We start from the raw sequence: 19,855 nt of genomic DNA on the forward strand, positions 1-19,855 counted from the left end.
CCTAAAAAAGATTCTTCAGAAAATCTTGTAGCTTTTGAAAAACAGAAAATGAAGGTTTATTGATTACTTTACCTCGATTTAAGTCTAATAGGGAAGGAAATGCGACACATTGAGAGTAGGGACCTTGTCGCAACACTTGCGCTAGAGCATTATTGTTTTCTCGCAAACCTTCATAGAAAAAAAAGACTTCACCTGAAATACCAAGAGTACGATTGTACTGAATACTTTGTAATAGGTACTGCGAGCTGATGCGGTAAGAACCCACTTTCATGAGAATCCCTGGTGCTAATCTTGGCAGTGTAGCGTCCGTGAACTGCTCCGTGATGAGTCGATCGACAATTCCTTTATATGCAGCAAAGTCTCGTCGATAAATTTGCGGATGAATAATATCTACTAACCCCTTTTCTATCCAGGTAGGAGAATCCTGTAAGTATTCTTTATACGCCCAGTCATAAATATTGGGAGCAACAGACACTATTAGGTTGGAATTGACAGCTTTTACTTCTTGATACAACAGGGCTAGAAACTGAGTCAGAATATCAGCACGCCATCGCAGCCATTGTTTGTCTTGGGAATTTGTCGGAGGTTCTTCCCCAAACTGCTGGCGATATTTGTCTGCGGTTTTGCGATCGCAACCACCTTCACTTGGCAAAGCAGGAAAGCGATCGTCACCTTGAATACCGTCTACTGCATAATTTTTAACGATTTCCAGCACTAAGCTTAACATAAAATTTTGAACTTCTGGGTCAAGAGCGTTTAACCACTCAAAACCGTTTTTTTTCAGTAAATTACCCTCACTGTCAATCGCCGCCCATTCTGGTTTTCTTGCGAGGAGTAATCCACCATTCAAGTTGTAGGAACTCGCAAATCCATATTCCAACCAAGGAATCACCTTTAGCCCTACCCGTTGCGCCTCAACAATCAATTCTGCTAGAGGATCGCGTCCAGTAAAAAGCGGCTGAATGTCTGTACCAAAGGTTTGTTGCATAACTTGACTCGGGTATATTGTTGTTCCTCTAGTCCAAACTACGGGAAAAACAACATTAAAACCCGTTTCAGCAAGGAATTGCATTGCTTCTGCAATGTTTTGCCGTGAATTGAGAACTTTGCTATCAGTAGCGGTCAGCCAAACGCCTCGTATTTCTGGGTTGTGATTTGTCATTTGTGAGTTGTAAGTTGTGAGTTGTGAGTTGTGAGTTGTTAGTGGTTAGCTGTCATACCACTAACAAATAACAACTAACCTAACGACTAACCTCCTTAACGCGTCATGACATGACGGTATCGCGCTTGAATAACCATGTAAATGCCATATGCAATCAAACCCAGCGCAACAATACCTAAAAGCCAGGGACCGTAAGGTTGTTGTGCTAGCGTTTGCAAAGCCAAATCCAACCCACCTGCTTTACTAGCATCTGACAATGTTGCAGCTTGAATTAAAAACCAACCAATAATACAAAAAACTATACCCCTCGCTAGTAAACCAAATCTAGAAATACCCATGACCAACTTTCGTTCTGAATCATCTAATTCACTTAGATTAAGGTGTCGTCGAAATTTTGCACTAAAGGCTTGATAAAATTCGTAGAAACCCAAGCCAATAGTCAATGCTCCTATAGTACCAACTAACCATTGACCGAACGGCTGAGAAAGAAGTCTTGCTGTCCAATCTTGTGTAGAGTTAGTACTCGCAGAGTTGCTATTTCCCAAGACAATACGTACAGCACTCAAAGCTAGACCAGCATATATAAAACCATTAATTGCATAACCAATTCTCTGTGCTAATCCTTTAGCATCAGTACCTTTATTTTCTGGATCTTTGATTGCTTGTACAAAACGCAAAATGACATATCCAATTAACCCAATTGCGACTAAAGCAAGCAAAAACTTCCCAAAGGGTTGACTAACAATTGTTTGCAACGCTCCTTGAGTATCGGTTGTTTTTCCACCACTACCAAAAGCCACTTGTGCTGCTAGCAGTCCAACAATGCTATAAACTATTCCTTTAGAGATATAACCAAATCGAGCCAGTTTCTCAATCCATGTTGAGCGGTAACCTATTAGCTGTTGTGCCATATTATTTAAATAGTGTAATTCTGGGTAAATATTTATCAGTTCCATTCAAGTCATGCATCTATCTAAGGGAAAAGCCAAGGTAAGAAGTTAGTTGAGAAGTTAGTTAATAAAATTAAAGAAACACTTAGAGGATTCTAAAAATGTTTGTTACACAAGAGACTTGGAAGCACGAATATATTCTTACCAACGGGGTGAAACTGCATTATGTAACTCAGGGTACGGGTCCTTTAATGTTGATGTTGCACGGATTTCCTGAATTTTGGTATTCCTGGCGTCATCAAATACCAGAATTTGCCAAAGATTTTAAAGTCGTTGCTCTTGACTTGCGGGGATACAATGACAGTGATAAGCCAAAAAATCAATCGGCTTATGTAATGGATGAATTTGTTAGGGATATTGAGGGAGTTGTTACAGGCTTAGGATATGAAAAGTGTACTTTAGTGGGACATGATTGGGGAGGTGCGATCGCGTGGAATTTCGCTTATTCTTATCCTGAGATGATAGAAAGATTAATTATCCTCAATTTGCCCCATCCTGCAAAATTCCGTGAAGGATTGCAGACTCCACAACAGTTGTTACGCAGTTCTTATGCCTTCTTTTTTCAACTTCCCAGTTTACCAGAATTTCTCATACAAGCTTCAGATTATCAAGCCATAGAAAATGCCTTTAGAGGTTTGGCAATTAACAAAAATGCTTTTACTAAAGAAGATATTGAAGCTTATAAAAATGCAGCAGCAAAACGAGGTGCTTTAACAGCAATGTTAAATTACTACCGCAACATTTCCCAACAAAAAATACTCAATACCAGTTGGGGTGTTTTAGAAGTGCCAACATTAATGATTTGGGCAGAAAATGATACTGCTCTTGGTAAAGAACTGACCTACGGTACGGAAGCTTATGTAAGAGATTTGCAAATTAAATACATTCCCAACTGCAGCCATTGGGTACAGCAAGAGCAGCCTCAAGTAGTCAATCAGTATATGCGTGAGTTTTTAAAAAGCTGATTTTTTGGAAGAGGCTGCAAGAAACCCAACTTCTTTAAAGATACAGTTAGTGGTCGATCGCATTAATTCTGATGAGTCAACTCATTTTTCTTCTCTATGTTCCGGTGGCTGAGCCACTAGAACATAGAGAGGTAGGGGTCTGAGCGATCGTTCGCCAACAGCTTTCTTTAAGAAGTCCGCTTTCTGAGCAGATTACCTGCGCCGATCGCTAATTTCTTTCAGAAAATTTTTGACACCCAGGTGGTAATCTATGCCATTAAAACGAGGACTTTTAGCTTCTGTAATACTAAAGAGTTTCCAGAAGGCGTCCTTTTTCCTAAGTTGAGAAGCACGAGAGTATGATGCTTTTGCCAGATCGTAAATTTGTTTGGGATCGAGCGATCTCTTAACAAAAATGAAGGAATTACTAGCAACAGTGCTGACCGGAGTTTTTTGCCAAGGATAGATATTCGCAGGAATAATTTGAGGAGTGTAAAGAACAGAACCCTTTGCATAAGATTGCTGAGGAATTGTAAATTCCTGCTGATTGATTGGTAGCAATTTGAGCGTGGAACCATCCTTAGCAGAAATATTTTTTAGCAAAGGAGTCCCCAGACCAGCTGTGTAAAACGCTGCGTCTAGTTCTCCCTTGCTCACTTTTGCGATGGATTCTTTGATATCCATTGGTACAAGAGATTCCTGAGTGACATCTAAATTATGAAGTTGATAGAGAAAAATAGCACTAACATAAGTTCCAGAGTTTTCTAAACCTACAGCCACATTTTTACCTTTAAGGTCGGCGAAATTCTTGATTCCTGATGAAGTATTAACAATAAGATGAATGGTTTCACTGCTGACAGGCGCAAAAATTTGGATATTCTCAGCTAGCTTGGCTACATCTTTATCGCCAGTATTGCGAAGTAGATAGAAAGCGTCTTGTTGAGCAAACGCCATATCAGATCTTCCATTACCAATTTCAATCAAATTTTGAAAGGAACCTGGTGACCCTTCTTTAATTGCTAAATTAAATCCAGAGTTTTTCAAAACTTCGTTTAGCTCCGTTGCAGCTTGGTAATAAAGACTTGGCTGCTTTGTTGTTAGAAAAGATAACGAACCTTGCTGTGCAACAACAGGGTTTCCCGTTACCAAATTTCCTAACACAACTATAGAAGCTGTTAATAAGGCAAGAAATCCAAGGAATAAAGCCTTTTTGAGGTTAGACATACTTGCGAACATTTACGCGTAAAAGCAGGTGAAAGACGCTATGAAAATCCTAAATTATTTAATGAAAAATTGTAAGGTATGGAATGGAGGATAGTTACTTTAGCAGGATCTTAGTAACTTGTCTCCATTCCACTCAAATTTCAGAAATCAAATTAGGAATTTCAAGAGTACAAAGTAATAATATTGTTGTATATTTCTGATTGAGAAGCAACTTATTTAAGAAAGTCTAAAAAAACATAATATTATGTAGAGACACGCTATAGCGCGTCTCTACAGATGAATCTTAAGCTGTTTATAGAGAAGGAAAATTGAAGAACAAAGTTAAGAAATGAAGACTTTATCAGCTTTTTCTGAATAGCTTTGTATTTCTTAAATTAACTTACTTCTGACAACTGTCTTTCTACTGTAGGAGCCTCAAAAACTTGAGAGTAGCAGAAACCTGCCAAGATACCTCCTAAAATTGGAGCTACCCAGAAAAGCCACAACTGTTGAATCGCCCAACCACCAACAAAAATTGCTGGACCGAGGCTGCGAGCTGGATTCACTGATGTATTGGTTACAGGAATGCTAATCAGGTGAATGAGAGTTAAAGCTAAACCAATCGCAATTGGTGCAAAACCTTGAGGCGCACGGCGGTCGGTGGAACCTAAGATAATCATTAAAAACATGAAAGTGAATACTAGCTCAGCCAGGAAGCAAGCCAGTAAATTAAAACCACCAGGAGAATGATCCGCTCCAAAACCATTTGTTGCTAATGGATTGGAACCAGTTAATGTAAATCCTGATTGACCGGATGCTATCAAGTATACAACTCCCGCACCCAGTATGGCTCCAAAGACTTGCGAACCGATATAAACAGCTAACTCAGATCCGGGAAATCGCTTTGCAGCCCAAAGACCAAAAGAAACTGCGGGATTGAGGTGACAGCCTGAGATATGACCGATCGCATAAGCCATAGTCAGAACTGTTAAACCGAAGGCTAAAGAAACCCCAACTAATCCAATCCCTAAAGGAAATTTTGTACTCTCAGCAATTCTTGCAGCATCTGCTGTATAAGCTGCTGCTAAGACTGCACTACCACAGCCGCCTAACACTAACCAAAAAGTGCCTATAAACTCAGCTAAGCAACGCTTCACTAGTGGAGGTGTTACTGTCATAATTGTGTCCTCTTTGCAAAGGTTGGTCGAGTGAATGAATCAGTCTGCCAAGCAAGGTTCTAAAAATCAACTTATAACCCCTTAGAACTCAAGTACATTTACGCAGACTAAACACATAATAAGTGAAAAGATCTCTACCAATTCTTAATCCTTTCTGAAAAATTTGAAGCACTGTGGTACAGTATTGTGTCTAATGGCTGTCACCGATTCTTTTGTAATTAAAAAATATTAAGTTAAAGATGCCAGCCATATGCTTACCCTGTAAACTTTAATAATTTAAGAAAATTCTTTTAGGTTCAGCTATTTCAGAAAGATGAACCATACGCAAGATCCCAGAGCTATTGAAAAAGTCGGGGATTTGAGCAAACGTGAAAACCTTAACATTCAATATAAAATTTATTGAAAAATAGACTCAATATAACAGTGGAAGTTGAGTTGGAAAAACTAAGTCAAACCCTCCCCTCTTCTCCCTTTGAGCTAATATGAGAACTGAAATGCCTTACAGCTTGCTCCAGCCTTTTTGTATTAGTTCCACAGACATAATTGTGATGGAGGTGTCATGCGAGGAGTACTGTAGCGATACAACCCACTGACGTTTAATGACGCTTTGGGAAACAAAACCCAATGGATAGTACCATCAATACCTTCTTCAGTACGAATAATGTTTCCTTTGCCAAGTTTTAAGCGAACCTCGGAGTCCCACTCAACATTGGACTTTGATGTGTTGGGCTCGGGATTGACAGCCCATAAGATTTCTAGCGCTTCGCCTTGAATCGAGCTGTCATTAACTTCACCCCTAATGCAAATAAAACGATCCGAGTGGGGATAACCATAATATCCACTAACGCGATCGCCTGCTTTACTAAAGTTAAAACACACTCCTGCACCATCTTGCCAATCTCTAGGATCGGGTTGACTGCAAAATTGGTATTTGCCATTTGCTAGAGTGGCAATTCTAGTTTTATCTGAATCGTTTTTGTGGATTGATAAAACTGATGATGGGACTGTAACTTCTATCAACGTAGCTACTAACAGGGCTGCAATCACCACACTCAACCTCAAAAGATTTTGTTTTCGCACCCTCCGATTTTCCGTATTTTTATTCTCCCTCAAAACTGGGAGTGCTAGATATTGGGTACAGTAAAGGTAATGTTTTTTAGAATTTTTCTTATACAAATAGTTAACTATGTCAGGAGAAAAATCCGCGTCACAGGGGAGAACAACACGGCTGCAACCGGGTATGTTGTGGAAACGTGTCAAAGAACAGACTGAGTATGCTCTTGCAAAGCAATCTTTGGTGTCAATTCCTACAGAGTTTGAATTTGTTGAACAAGATGGCGTTCGCTTTCTAGTTAGGGTCTTATCGAATCTAGTTCGTAAGGATGCAGCTAAAAAAGAGCAACTCAAACAATTAACCCGTCCTGGGAAAGAATTCAATCCTTTTCTTCCTTACGAACGGGATTTGTTTGTAGCTGATATTTCAGAAACTCATGTATGTATTTTGAACAAATATAACGTAGTTGATTATCACTTACTGATAATTACTCGTGCTTTTGAAGAACAAGAAAGTTTACTGACTTTGGAAGATTTCGCTGCGGTGCGGGCTTGTCTGGAGGAAATTGATGGTTTGGTATTTTACAACGGTGGTAAAGATGCTGGTGCAAGTCAGAGACACAAGCACTTGCAATTGGTTCCACTTCCATTTATTCCAAGTGGTTCTCAGATACCAATAGAACCTCTACTCGCCTCTGCTCGGTTTCAAAGCTCCATAGCGACTATACCGCAACTGCCTTTTGTTAACTCATATGCCAGATTGGATGTCAAGGGTATGGAGTCACCATTAGCCACTGCTGAAGCTACTTTTGAGTGCTACCGTACCCTTCTCCAAAATTTAGGCATAGAAACCGCGCCGGGAAGTGAAAACAAGCAATCCGCTCCTTACAACCTGCTAGCGACGCGACAGTGGATGTTAATTGTGCCGCGATCGCAAGAGAGTTTTGGCTCGATTTCCGTTAACTCATTAGGATTTGCCGGTTCTTTGTTTGTGAAAAACGAGCAACAGATGCAACTTCTTAAAGACATTGGACCAATGACTCTTCTGAAGAAAGTTGCCATTTAACAACTAACCACTAACCTTCCCCCGTTTAACTTTTGATTTTGTTTGATGGTTGGCGGCTTGAGTTAATAAAGAGTCTGCAAAAGCGATCGCTTCTTGTGCGGACTTCCCACCCGCAAGTTGTGCGAGTTCTTCTCGCCGCTTGCTCAAGTTGTCCAAAGCGGTCACTCTTACAACAGTGCGCTGTTCTGAGTGTCCGTTGGTTGCTTTTTGACCTTTATCTGTATTAATTACTTGTTTGGCGACTCGAAAATGACGATCTGCCATAGCTGCGACAAGAGGCTGGTGAGTGACACACAGCACTTGATGGAACTGACCGAGTTGGTGTAACTTTTCAGCAATGGCTTGAGCGACCCGTCCGGAAACCCCAACATCAATTTCATCAAACACTAATGTTGCTACTGCATCAGCTTGGGAAAAACAAGCTTTCAGTGCTAACAAAAAGCGACTCATTTCACCACCAGAAGCAATTTCTGTTAAAGGTTGTAGGGGCTCTCCTGGGTTGGGGCTAAATAAAAATGTAATTTTATCTGCTCCTGCTATTGTCGGCCAAATTGGAGCAATTTCCACTTGAAACTTGACCTTATCCATTGCCAAAGGCTTTAATTCCTTTATCAGTTCTGCTTGTAGCGCAGCCGCAGCAGTCCGACGCAATTGAGTTAATTCATGACAAGCTTCTGTCAGTTGTGATAGGCATTCTCTTTCTTGCTTTTCCAAACTTTCTATAGATTGCTCGGTATTATTAAGCTGCGATAATTCTTCATGAATGCGTTGGTAAAAAGCAATAGCTTCTGCTAAAGTGGGTCCGTACTTGCGGCAAACTTGCTTTAACTCTCGAATTCGCTCTTCTACTTCTTCCAAACGTTGCGGGTCAGATTCTAATCCTTCCCCGTAGGCATTTACTTGCCGTGCAACTTCTGCTAGGGTTGCTTGAGCATCTCGAACCATGTCTAAAAGTGGTTGCAGTTGAGCATCATATTCAACCATGCTGGTTAATATCACCTCACTGTCTCCCAAAAGGTCTCCTGCTGCCGGGGCTTCATTATCATTTTGATACAAAGCTTGATAAACTTTGTAACTCATTTGCTGCAGTTCAACTACATGGCTGAGGCGTTCCCGCTCTTGTAAAAGCTTATCGAATTCGTCAGGATCGCTTAAGTTTGCTGCTTTTAATTCCTGTACTTGATATGTCAACAAGTCTAGCTGTTGTAGCCGTTCTCGTTCTGATGTTCGGCGTTTTTCCAGCACTAGGTGAGCTTGTTGATAGGCTCCAAAAGCCGTCGCCACAAGTTGGCGCTGCTGTATTAAGGAGTGACCGCCATAAACATCCAACCAATCCCGAACTTGGGCAGATTGTCCCACCTGTACAGTTTGACCTTGAGCCGTGATTTCCACAAGGCGATCGCGCAGCCCCCCCATAACCTGGCGATTCACCAACACTCCATTCACCCGCGAACGACTGCGGATATTAGTGGCGGTTTCAGTAATTTCTCGACTCAGAATGATAGAGTTTTCATCAATTGAATCTATTTCCTGTTCGCTCAGCCAAGCGGCTAATGTAGAGTTAGAGGAAAAAGTAGCTTCTACCATTGACTTATTTGCGCCAGTACGAATGACACGGCTGGAGACTTTGCCACCAAGGACAGCATCAAGCGCATCTAAGATGATGGATTTGCCTGCGCCAGTTTCACCTGTCAACACGTTCAGTCCAGCGCCAAATTCCAATTCTAGTTGGTCAATGAGAGCAAAATTTTCTATTCGCAGAGAGAGCAACATCTAGTTAAATTCTCCGTGAGGACAGACGCCGGATATTTCCAATTCAAGAGACACTGAGAATAACCTGTACGCGATCGACTATACCAATACCATTAAACAAAAACCCCTTAAGTGTACCTAACTTAGTTTAATTTGACTTTCACAAAGATTGGTGGTGAGGATAGACTTTTTTTATCAGTGACCGATGACCGAGGGTCAGTAACTGGTAACCGGTCATGAAAACTAACCGATCGCGTAACAAATTGTTACAATATTTAACAAATAGATTCCGATTCAGTGGTAAAACCATGAATGCCAAAACAGTTTCCTACAGTTCTCAACCAAACAAAGATCCTTCTAAGACTATCTCAGTTATAGAAGTGTCTGTTAGCGAAAATCATGCAGGCAAATTGAGCCAAAATGAATTGTCTGCTACACAATCGAGTTTGAAAAATGCGGCGATAGCTCAGGGAGAAAGCTTACCATACAAGAGCGATCGCGTGCTTTTGAGTAGGAAACGTGAATCTGAAGAAATACGTTACGATGCCAGGGAAATTGCCGTACACTATCAGCAAACACCCTTAAAAGTTTTGCGTCGTGTATTTACAGTTCTAGTCCCAACCCTATCATTTATTTTTGGATTGTGGTGGGATAACAAACGAGGAGTTGTTGTCAAAAACGACCGACGACAAGCAATTAAACTGCGGAAACTCCTGACAGATCTTGGACCAGCATACATTAAAATCGGACAAGCTTTATCTACCAGACCAGATTTAGTTCCTCCCGTATATTTAGAAGAACTTGCTCAATTACAGGATAAACTACCACCTTTTCCCAATGAAATAGCTTATAAATTTATTGAAGAAGAACTCGGTTTACCTCCAGAAGAAATTTATCCCGTTCTCTCAAACGATCCCATAGCAGCAGCTTCCTTGGGACAAGTTTACAAAGGTAGACTCCATACGGGTGAAGAAGTCGCTGTTAAAGTTCAACGTCCGGACTTACGAGAAAGCATAACTATTGACTTATATATTCTTCGCAAACTTGCTGTATGGGCGCAGAAAAAAGTTAAACGAGTACGCAGCGATCTTGCAGGTATTCTTGATGAATTGGGCTCTCGCATTTTTGAGGAGATGGACTATATTCATGAGGGAGAAAATGCAGAGAGATTTTTTCAACTCTACGGTCATATGAAAGACGTTTATGTACCCAAAATCTATTGGGAGTACACAAATCGTCGTGTTTTAACCATGGAGTGGATTAATGGGATTAAATTAACCCAAACAGAAGAAATTCGCTCGCGAGGAATCAACGCCCGTTATTTAATAGAAGTAGGCGTACAATGTTCTTTGCGCCAGTTACTCGAACATGGATTTTTCCATGCTGACCCCCATCCTGGAAATTTATTAGCAACTCTAGATGGCAAACTCGCTTATCTAGATTTCGGGATGATGAGTGAAATTCAGCCAAAACAGCGCTATGGTTTGCTCGAAGCGATCGTTCACGTTGTCAATCGTGATTTTGAAGCGCTAGCACAAGATTATGTCAAGTTGGATTTCTTGTCACCAGATACAAACTTAGCACCCATTGTTCCAGCTTTTGCTAAAGTCTTCGCTGAAGCTCAAGGAGCTAGCGTAGCTCAGTTAAACATTAAAAGTATCACTGACGATCTTTCAAATTTGATGTATGAATATCCCTTCCGCGTACCACCATATTACGCTTTAATCATTCGTTCTTTGGTAACTTTGGAAGGAATTGCAATTTATATAGATCCTAACTTCAAAGTGCTGAGTGAAGCATATCCTTATGTTGCTAAACGTTTATTAACCGATCCAGCGCCGGAATTAAGAGCATCTTTGAGAGATTTGTTATTTAAAGAAGGTAGATTTCGTTGGAATCGTTTAGAAAATTTATTACGCAATGCTCGCAATAATGAAGATTATGATTTCAACTTAGTTCTCAATCAAGGAATCGACTTCTTATCTTCAGAACGTGGAGCTTTCATTCGCGACAAGTTAATTGATGAAGTCCTCAAAGGGGTGAATGCAGCAACTACAAATATTGTACATAACTTTACATATTTGCTGCGAGAAAGAGTTGGAATTGCAGCCATTAATGAAACCCCTAGTGCGACTATCGAGCAACAACAAACTTTAGACCATATCAAACGTATCTTAAATATTCTTCAAGAAACTCGCGGATTTGATGCTACTCAAATTGCACCCCAACTGGCGCAGTTGTTATTTAATCCTGGAGTGCAGCGTTTGGGTCAACAAATAGCCAACCAAATAGCACAAAAAGCAATCTCACGATTTATTCGCCAATTGTTAGCATCGGAAGTACCAGCAGAAGAAGAGACTCGTGAAGATGGTGTTGTCAGTCAACCAAATCGATTGTCTTTACCACCTGCTAATTTGTAAGTAGTTGAGGGCAGAAGGATGTAGAAAAATATGGTTTTAAGTTTTAAAAGTTTATTAAGACTTGCCACCAAAATTTTCTGCATTTCTTCAACTTCATTGCTTCTCTAACAGTTATCGTTTTTTGCAAACTAGCCGAACGCATCTCATAACAAGCTAAAACGCATTCATAGAACCTTACAAACAGTAAAAGGAAATACTACGAACAAATTCTTAATTAAAAACTACCCGATCGCGCCCTCTTCTTTTTGCTTGGATGAGTGCTCTTTCTGCTGTTATCAACAAAGTATGAGGATCGGTTTGAGCTTCAGGAATCAAACTAGCAACACCAACACTGACCGTTAAAACATCAGCGGGAAGTCCGCCAATATTAGGATAATCGCAAGGAATTCCGAGAGCTTTCACTTGCTCTCGAATATCTTCAGAAACGTGTAAAGCATTAGCTGCATCTGTTTGGATGAGAATCGCAAATTCCTCTCCTCCATAACGCGCAACAAAAACTGAATTGCGAGCGCTATTGAAATCTTCACTTTGAAAAGATTGTTTTACACATTGATTAATAACGCGAGAAATTTGACGCAAACAGTCATCACCTGCGGTAATTCCGTAGGTCTTATTATAAATTTTAAAGTAGTCAATATCGCACAAAATGAGTGATAGAGGAACGTGTTTGCTCAAAGCTTTTTGCCACTCTATTTGAAGATAGGTATTAAAAGAACGACGGCTCACCAATTGAGTCAGTTCATCTAAACCTGAAAGAACGCGTAACTGTTGGTTTTCTTTTTCCAATTCTTGCAAACGGGGACCGCGATCGCTATAAGTGTTAAGTTGCTCTTGAAAATACAAGCGGTACAATTCACACGACGGAGTACAGCGATCGCCTTCAATACTGACCAACCCCATAGCATACAACTTATATGCCACAGGTAGTTCCATTTGTAAGGCACTTTTAGCAGAAACCACTTCACGGAAAGCGTCTCCTAATTCTGGTTTCTCCCGCAGAACCAACAAACATTGCCTGAGATACTCATTATAAATTCCTGCTTCGGTAGGTGCTTGTTGCAATATTTGCCCTAAATGGCGTTCCATCCCTCCCTTACTAACCAGGTGATACAAAGCCAACCTCACCAGATATGGGTGTCCTCCCACTATTGCCATGAGTTTGTCAGCGTCAGAACCGTGAAACCAGTCCAATCCGTGGCGTTGCGCCAAATCCTGCACTTGTTCTTTTGAAAATTCCGTTAACTTGATAGGTAAACCGATATTAAATGGAGAATGAGTCAAGTTGAAAGGCAAAAAAAATTCCATTGAGTAAGCCAGAACAAGACGAAGTTTTTGCCAAACTTCAACTAATTTGGCTTGTTCGTACCAAGAACGTAGAAGCGGGAGAAAATCTTCAGCAATTTCTGGATAATCAAATATCCAATCAACTTCGTTAAACACCAAAACCAGAGGGTTGTTGAGAGATGGAAGTAAATAGTATTGAAAATAGAGAGAGCAACAGACTTTACTACCGAGATCCTCATCCCAGTAATCGTTGAGTTTCAGTTCCAAACCCAACTCCCGGCTGACATTGGCGCAGAACCAGCGCAAGAATTTATCAAGATTGGCAAACACCGCCCTATCTGCTTGCTGAAAATCTAAATGAACCGTGCTGTAACCAAGGCTTGTGGCATGAGCAATAATCCGTAGAATTAGGGAACTTTTCCCCATTTTTTTAGGAGCTTTGATGCAAGTTACACTTCCTGGTTCTGCTATTTCCGCGTAAGCCAGTTCTTCAAGGGGTGAACGAGGAACGTAAAATTTAGAATTAAGTGATACCGGACCGCTAGGAAATTCTAGGGATGTGACTTCATCTTTACGGTTGAATTCTCGGAGCAATTGTTGTTGCGTTCTGCTTAAACGGCGGGGTTCCAGAATCTGACGGAAGTTGGATTTACCAATTGGCTCTTTCCAAAAGTCACTCAAAACTTGCCATAAATGAGAAGCGACTTTTCTAACCCTCTCTTCTCCGTAATGTGCTTCAACTGCTATACTTGTATAAGTTTTTCCTTCCCAAGAAGAACGTAAAACCATCTCTTGGAGTGGAGTTAACGAGTTCGGAGTGTTTGCCTTTAGTAGTAATACGATTTCATCTATAGTCATTTAGTCATCAGACCCGACTTGTGTGAACTTTCCCCAAATTTTTTCCTGTAAAAGTTTAATCGGTAAGTATTGATTCAAATGTAGCCTCCGTTTTGTAAGATTGGGCTAGACAATCATAAAAAAGCTACAAAAAAATATTGACAATTTTGTAAAATTCTGAGTTCTTTGTCAAGACCCGATTGCAGCTCTTTCAAGCAATTCTATACCAATCCTTAATCTGTTTAATTGTAACTTTATATACTTAGTATTCTGTCATTCTGAAAGAGTAGCAGGATAAAATGTAGCTAATTTTTTCCGGACAACAGTATTTGTGACCAAAGGACAGGTTACATTATTCTGTTTACCTTTTTTCAACTACCATCGAAATTGTTAATAGGGATTGACGTATCTCCCATGTCAGTTACAGGGGAAGTAACCATCTAGGACTATACCAGCACATTCTATGCATATACCGTTAGGGTGCTAAAGCAGCTATTGAGCTACAAGCTATTTTCCTTATCAGACTAGCAGCTATGTATACAGAAGGATCGGCTACTCATCATAGGGAAGCTCTACTTTCATCACGAAGCGCCAAAGCGTTAGCAAAGCTAGAGCAGCAGACACACCAAGCTTTCACAGAACTTTGCCAACGCTCACACACTAGTAGTTTGCAAACAGCATTAGCAGCAACTGGCTTGGGTCTGTGGGATTGGAATTTAGTGACTGACAAAACCTACTACGACCCTCAGTGGAAGCATATCTTGGGATATGAAGTAGAAGAAATAGAGAATCACCATAACTCCTTTGAGAAACTCGTACACCCAGAGGACTTTCCCAAAGTGATGGAGGTGTTAGAGGATTATTTAGAAGGTCGCATACCAGTCTACGAAGTCGAATTTAGAATGTTAGCTAAATCCGGAGAGTGGAAGTGGATTTTTGACCGAGGGAGAGTGTTTCAGTGGGATCGGTCCGGTCAGCCAGTGCAAATGGTAGGAACACACCAAGACATCACCGGACAAAAACTTCAAGAACAAGCATTGCACCAGATGAGAAAGCGGGAATGTTTGCTAAATACCATCCGCAAATTCATTTATTCTCGTTCTCAGCTACAGCCAATACTTGAAACAATAGCAAATGTTGTACGACAGTTTTTACAAACAAACCGCACAGTCATTTATCGTTTTTCTAAGGATGAAAATCGAGTGATGGCTGTTGAGTCGGTCAACGAGCAAAATCAATATATTTACTTAGATAAACGTCAAACTAAAACCAGTTTGGTTTTTCCCATCTCTCTGAAATTAGACGACTATCAAAATACAATATCTCCAATTCCAAATTCCCACCTGCAAGTTGTCAACCAGGAAAACGAACTTCTTCGCTGGTGTTGTCAAAACAACTTATGGGGCTTGTTGGTAATTTACGATAGTTCCAGTAACCGTCATTGGCAAGAATGGGAGATAGAAACTTTAAGACAAGTCAGTTTTGAAATTGCGATCGCAATTCAGCAACGCCAGTTAATTGAACAAGTTCACCAAGAAATTGCCTCAAGAGCAATTGTCGAAGCTCAAGAACAAAAAACTACACAGCAACTCAAAGACACTCAGGAAGATTTAAAGAATTTCCGAGAGAAGTTATTGCAAAATGGTAAAATGGCTAATTTTGGTAAACTTGTAGTAGATGTAGCGGGTGATATTTACCATCCCATTCATTTGATAACTGCTTACCTAGATCCTGTTAGTCAGTATGCAGAAGAATTAATTCGATTGCTAGAATTTTGCCAGCAAAATTATCCTAAATCCAAAACAGAATTTACATCAGAAATTCAAAAATTGGACTTAAATTTTGCGAAACACGATATTTTGAAATTGCTGTGGTCAATGCGATCGAGTTCCGAACGCATTAAAGAAATTGCCTCTGCCTTATGGAGTTTTTCAAGGTTAGAAGACGAGAAAATGGTGAAGGCTGACATACATACAGGGTTGGATTGCGTTTTGAGAGTTTTACAACACCGTTTAAAAGAACAACCTGGTAGACCTCGAATACAAATTATTAAAGAATTTGGGGAGTTACCACTCGTTAAGTGTTATGCAAGCGAGTTAAATCAAGTATTTATGAATATATTAAATAATGCTATCGATGCATTAGAAGAAAGGATACAGCAGGATAATTCCTTTATTCCAAAGATATGGATTCGTACAGAAGCTATCAACAATCCTTTCTCATTAGTTGGGAATTATAGCAGTCAACCATCAAAGCAACGTAAAATTGTTATTCGTATCTCGGATAATGGCAAAGGAATTCTTCCTCACTTGAAGAAACACATTTTTGAACCCTTTTTTACCACCAAATCAAAAGGCAAAGTAGGAGGAATGGGACTATCAATCAGCAAACAAATTATCGTGGAAAAACATAAAGGGAAATTGAAGTTTAACTCTCAATTAGGTCAAGGAACGGAGTTTGCAATTGAACTAAGCTATAAAACTATGACTTATGCCGATCTTATACAAGGTGCGAGTTTTTAGTATAAGTTATTAAGTTTCTACTTTCCAATCCGAAATTCCCCATTAAACTAAACTGCAAAGACAGAAATAACTCAAAAAAGGAAAAGAGGAAAATTGGGAATTTTTTAGCGGAACAGGAGTCGTTACAATATTCAAGTTTGGTAGCAAGAGAGCAAATGGGAGTGGGGTTTAATCTCGCTCCTTTTTTTTAGTAAAATATTTAAATTGGTTAGAGCCCCGACTTCTCCAAGACATCGGGGATATCGCAGCCTATATTACCCAATCCCCAATCCCAACATGACTCCAACCATTTCCTTTAAACCTCGAAAGCTACCAACTCAAGCGCTAGGAGCAAAGATTTTTCATTGGGTTAATATCATCAGCTTATTTATCATGCTTACCAGTGGTTTGCAAATTTATAATGCCAATCCTGTATTTGGCGGGCGGGGTGGTTGGCATATTCCGCCTTTATTTACAATGGGAGGTTGGCTAGCAGGCGGTAGACATTGGCATTTTGCTGCTATGTGGTTATTTTCGTTGAACTTGCTGTGGTATGGAATTTATATTTTAGTTACACGACGCTGGCGTTATCGATTTGTAGGAACCAATGACTTGAAAGCACTACAAAAAAGTAAAAATTCTCAACGTTTAATCTATGCTTTTCATCGTATTGTTTATACATCTATAATTCCTATCTTACTTCTAGCTTTATTTACAGGAATAGGAATGTATAAGCCCGCGCAATTCTACTGGATTGTAGATATATTTGGGAGTTGGCAAGCACTAAGAATAGTGCATTTTTCCTCTGTGCCAATTGTTGTTTTGTTTTCAGTGATTCACTGGTTTTTGGGACGTAAAGCTGGGGGTACAGAGTTAACCGACTCTATGTTTTGGTAAAAGATTTAAGTGATTAGTTGCTATTAATAACTAATTGCCGAGCGTTAACAACTAAGAAATAAAAAATACCAATTTTATGAATATAATTCGTGTAAATCGCCGTCAATTCCTCAATATTTCAGGGATTTCTAGTCTTGGTTTTTTGCTAAGTGGATGCGGTACACCTTTATTTGAGGATATTGTAGGAAAAATCTCCGAACCCCTAAATCAAAAAGTGGAAGCCTTGTTATTGAATCCACAAAAGCCCGTTCCTGAATTTTCTGCTAACGAGATTGAACCAGAAGCATTATTAGTCAATAGCTTTAGAGATAATCCAATTATTGACATGACGAAATATCGTTTAATTGTTGACGGTGAAGTGAAGCATCCTCTCAATCTTAGCATGACAGACATTCAAGCTTTGCCTTTAACATCCATGATTATTCGTCATGTTTGTGTTGAAGGATGGGCTGCGATCGTGCAATGGGCGGGTGTGCGTTTGCAAGAAATTATTGCTCTTGCTCAACCTCAGCCAAATGTTAAATATGTTTACTTTAAATCCGCTGATGGCTACTACTCAAGTTGGGATATTGCTTCAGCCTCACATCCCCAAACTTTGTTAGCCTATCAAAAAAATGGTGAAACATTACCAGTAGAGAATGGCGCACCTTTGCGTTTGGCTTCTCCTGTAAAACTTGGATACAAACAAAGTAAGTGGGTGACTCAAATTACGCTAGTAAGTCAATTATCGCTTTTTAAGGGGTATTGGGAAGACCAAGGTTATGAATGGTTTGCAGGATTGTAGCTCTGATGCAACGCGCTGCCTCGGCTATACAAACGCTCGTCCACGTAGGTGGACTTTGTATTAGTCCGCGCAGGCGGACTTAGCTTGTATAGCCGCGATTTCCAATCGCCAGGTGTTTTGTCTCATTGCGATGCTCCCAGTCTTAACATCAATTCAATCTTTAACTCACTCATTTAGTTGTCAATACTATTGCCCGTAAAATTGAGCATAAGTTCAATCTCTTTTGCCGTTTATCCTTTTAAAAAAATATGAACTTTTTTGACAAATTAAATGGAGCGATCGCACAAAATCAAAGTTTGCTTTTTGTCGGACTTGACCCCAACCCGGAAATGATGCCTCTTGGATACGAATCCCAAAATATAATACCTCGGTTGTGGGATTGGTTGCAATTTATTATTTCCAAAACAGCCGATAAAGTTTGTGCGTATAAACCCACCCTAGGTTTTTATGAAGCTTTGGGTATTCCAGGCTTAGAACTGCTGCATCAAACCCTAGCAATTATTCCTTCCCATATTCCAATTATTTTAGATGCCAAACACAGTGACTTAAACACAAGTACTATCTTTGCTCGTACTGTGTTTACAGAGTGGAATGTGGATGCTGTAACTTTGAGTTCTTATGCAGGACAAGACCATATTGCACCGTTTTTAGTTTATCCAGATAAAGCCGCTTTTATTTTATGCTGTACTTCCAATCCTGCGGCTATGAAGTTACAGCACTATCCTACAGATGAATCACCTTTTTATTTACAAATAGTTAAAGAATCTAGAACTTGGGGAACTCCAGAACAATTAGGTTTGGAAGTAGGAACAACAAAGCCTGAAGTCATAGCACGAATTCGTGCAACTGCTCCCGAACGGATTATTATGACTCGCAGTATCTGGGCAGAAGGGAACAATATTAATCAAATTTTAGCAGCTGGTTTAAATAAAAATGGTGATGGTTTGTTAATTCCCATACCGCAAGATATGCTATCACAGGAAGATTTATCCGAACAAGTCCAGTCTTTACAAGAAGAGATCGAGCGAGCAAAAACCCAAATTAATCTTGATGCTTCGAGTTGTTCTGTTTGGTTACCCGATCTTTCTTTGGTCAATCAACATCCCCTACAAGATTTGATTTTGCAGCTTTACGATATTGGCTGTGTCATGTTTGGCAACTACGTGCAAGCCTCAGGTGCTGTATTTCCTTACTACATAGATTTACGCAAAATTATTTCCAATCCGCAACTTTTTAATCAAGTTCTTAAGGCATATGAGGATATTTTAAGAACACTAACATTTGATAGAGTCGCAGGTATTCCCTATGGGTCTTTACCTACAGCAACCGGTTTAGCCCTGCGTCTCCATTGTCCCATGATTTTCCCCCGTAAAGAAGTAAAAGCTCACGGTACCCGACGGGTGATTGAGGGAGAGTTTTATCCAGGAGAAACAGTTGTGGTAGTTGATGATATTCTTATTAGTGGCAAAAGCGCAATGGAAGGAGCAGAAAAATTAAAATCTGCAGGATTAAATATTAAGGATATTGTGGTCTTTATCAACCACGAACAAGGAGTTATGGACAGGCTGCAAGAAAACGGTTATCGCGGGTATGCAGTTTTAACAATATCAGAAATTACAGAAACGCTCTACAAAGCCGGACGTATCGATCGAGAGCAATTTTTAGCTTTAAGGACAGAAGAGTAGTTTTGCAGTCATGTTGTCAAGTATTTCTGAGCGAATAGTTCTATATTCTCAGATTTTATAACTAAAGGTAGTAGATTTTTTAGTAATATTAACATACCTAATAATATTACCGGGCATTTCCCAATCCATAGATTCTACT

The 19,855-nt window shown here is 39.9% G+C and carries 14 protein-coding genes; 7 read left to right on the top strand and 7 right to left on the bottom strand.

All coding sequences use genetic code 11. The features are described from left to right. Nucleotide 1: 1 nt before the first annotated feature. Nucleotides 2-1,162, bottom strand: coding sequence for a glycoside hydrolase family 10-like protein (locus tag HC643_RS07325; protein ID WP_038087302.1), 1,161 nt, complete (start codon nt 1,160-1,162; stop codon nt 2-4). Nucleotides 1,163-1,257: 95 nt separating this feature from the next. Then, nucleotides 1,258-2,073, bottom strand: a complete 816-nt coding sequence (locus HC643_RS07330; RefSeq protein WP_038087483.1) for a DUF1206 domain-containing protein — start codon at nt 2,071-2,073, stop codon at nt 1,258-1,260. Nucleotides 2,074-2,213: 140 nt separating this feature from the next. Between HC643_RS07330 and HC643_RS07335 the strand changes: the two genes are divergently transcribed. Next, nucleotides 2,214-3,077, top strand: coding sequence for an alpha/beta fold hydrolase (locus tag HC643_RS07335; protein ID WP_038087305.1), 864 nt, complete (start codon nt 2,214-2,216; stop codon nt 3,075-3,077). Between the two features lie 192 nt (nt 3,078-3,269). Here HC643_RS07335 and HC643_RS07340 read toward each other — a convergent pair whose 3' ends face one another. The 3 genes from HC643_RS07340 to HC643_RS07350 all read right to left on the bottom strand — a co-directional run bounded on the left by HC643_RS07340 (nt 3,270) and on the right by HC643_RS07350 (nt 6,517). Further along, a complete protein-coding gene (locus tag HC643_RS07340; RefSeq protein ID WP_038087308.1) occupies nt 3,270-4,280 on the bottom strand; it encodes a TAXI family TRAP transporter solute-binding subunit in 1,011 nt (336 codons plus the stop codon). 374 nt (nt 4,281-4,654) lie between these two features. After that, the gene (gene aqpZ, locus HC643_RS07345; protein ID WP_038087311.1) at nt 4,655-5,437 is read right to left on the bottom strand and encodes an aquaporin Z; all 783 of its coding nucleotides are present in this window, start codon (nt 5,435-5,437) and stop codon (nt 4,655-4,657) included. A 525-nt stretch (nt 5,438-5,962) separates the two neighbouring features. Further along, a complete protein-coding gene (locus HC643_RS07350; protein ID WP_038087313.1) occupies nt 5,963-6,517 on the bottom strand; it encodes a hypothetical protein in 555 nt (184 codons plus the stop codon). Nucleotides 6,518-6,623: 106 nt separating this feature from the next. Here HC643_RS07350 and HC643_RS07355 point away from each other — a divergent pair, with 106 nt between their 5' ends. After that, nucleotides 6,624-7,556, top strand: a complete 933-nt coding sequence (locus HC643_RS07355) for an ATP adenylyltransferase family protein (RefSeq protein ID WP_038087317.1) — start codon at nt 6,624-6,626, stop codon at nt 7,554-7,556. A 3-nt stretch (nt 7,557-7,559) separates the two neighbouring features. On the opposite strand, the gene recN is transcribed toward HC643_RS07355, so the two are convergent. Continuing rightward, complete coding sequence (recN, locus tag HC643_RS07360; protein ID WP_038087319.1) at nt 7,560-9,329, bottom strand: DNA repair protein RecN; 1,770 nt, start codon at nt 9,327-9,329, stop codon at nt 7,560-7,562. A gap of 287 nt (nt 9,330-9,616) precedes the next feature. Here recN and HC643_RS07365 point away from each other — a divergent pair, with 287 nt between their 5' ends. After that, nucleotides 9,617-11,728 (top strand): ABC1 kinase family protein, encoded by a 2,112-nt coding sequence (locus HC643_RS07365; RefSeq protein ID WP_038087321.1) that lies wholly within the window; start codon nt 9,617-9,619, stop codon nt 11,726-11,728. A gap of 210 nt (nt 11,729-11,938) precedes the next feature. Here HC643_RS07365 and HC643_RS07370 read toward each other — a convergent pair whose 3' ends face one another. After that, nucleotides 11,939-13,870: an AAA-like domain-containing protein gene (locus tag HC643_RS07370; protein ID WP_038087324.1), complete on the bottom strand. Its 1,932-nt coding sequence runs from the start codon at nt 13,868-13,870 to the stop codon at nt 11,939-11,941. 512 nt (nt 13,871-14,382) lie between these two features. On the opposite strand from HC643_RS07370, the gene HC643_RS07375 reads away from it, so the two are divergent. The 4 genes from HC643_RS07375 (at nt 14,383) to HC643_RS07390 (ending at nt 19,716) form a co-directional block, all read left to right on the top strand. Continuing rightward, nucleotides 14,383-16,371: a PAS domain-containing protein gene (locus HC643_RS07375; protein ID WP_050046321.1), complete on the top strand. Its 1,989-nt coding sequence runs from the start codon at nt 14,383-14,385 to the stop codon at nt 16,369-16,371. Nucleotides 16,372-16,647: 276 nt separating this feature from the next. Next, the gene (locus HC643_RS07380) at nt 16,648-17,247 is read left to right on the top strand and encodes a cytochrome b/b6 domain-containing protein (protein ID WP_038087325.1); all 600 of its coding nucleotides are present in this window, start codon (nt 16,648-16,650) and stop codon (nt 17,245-17,247) included. 76 nt (nt 17,248-17,323) lie between these two features. Continuing rightward, the gene (locus HC643_RS07385) at nt 17,324-18,031 is read left to right on the top strand and encodes a molybdopterin-dependent oxidoreductase (RefSeq protein WP_038087328.1); all 708 of its coding nucleotides are present in this window, start codon (nt 17,324-17,326) and stop codon (nt 18,029-18,031) included. Nucleotides 18,032-18,279: 248 nt separating this feature from the next. Continuing rightward, complete coding sequence (locus tag HC643_RS07390; RefSeq protein ID WP_038087332.1) at nt 18,280-19,716, top strand: bifunctional orotidine-5'-phosphate decarboxylase/orotate phosphoribosyltransferase; 1,437 nt, start codon at nt 18,280-18,282, stop codon at nt 19,714-19,716. The last annotated feature ends 139 nt before the right edge of the window (nt 19,717-19,855 follow it).

The organism is Tolypothrix bouteillei VB521301, from assembly GCF_000760695.4.
In the GTDB taxonomy this organism is placed as follows: Bacteria; Cyanobacteriota; Cyanobacteriia; order Cyanobacteriales; family Nostocaceae; genus Scytonema; species Scytonema bouteillei_A.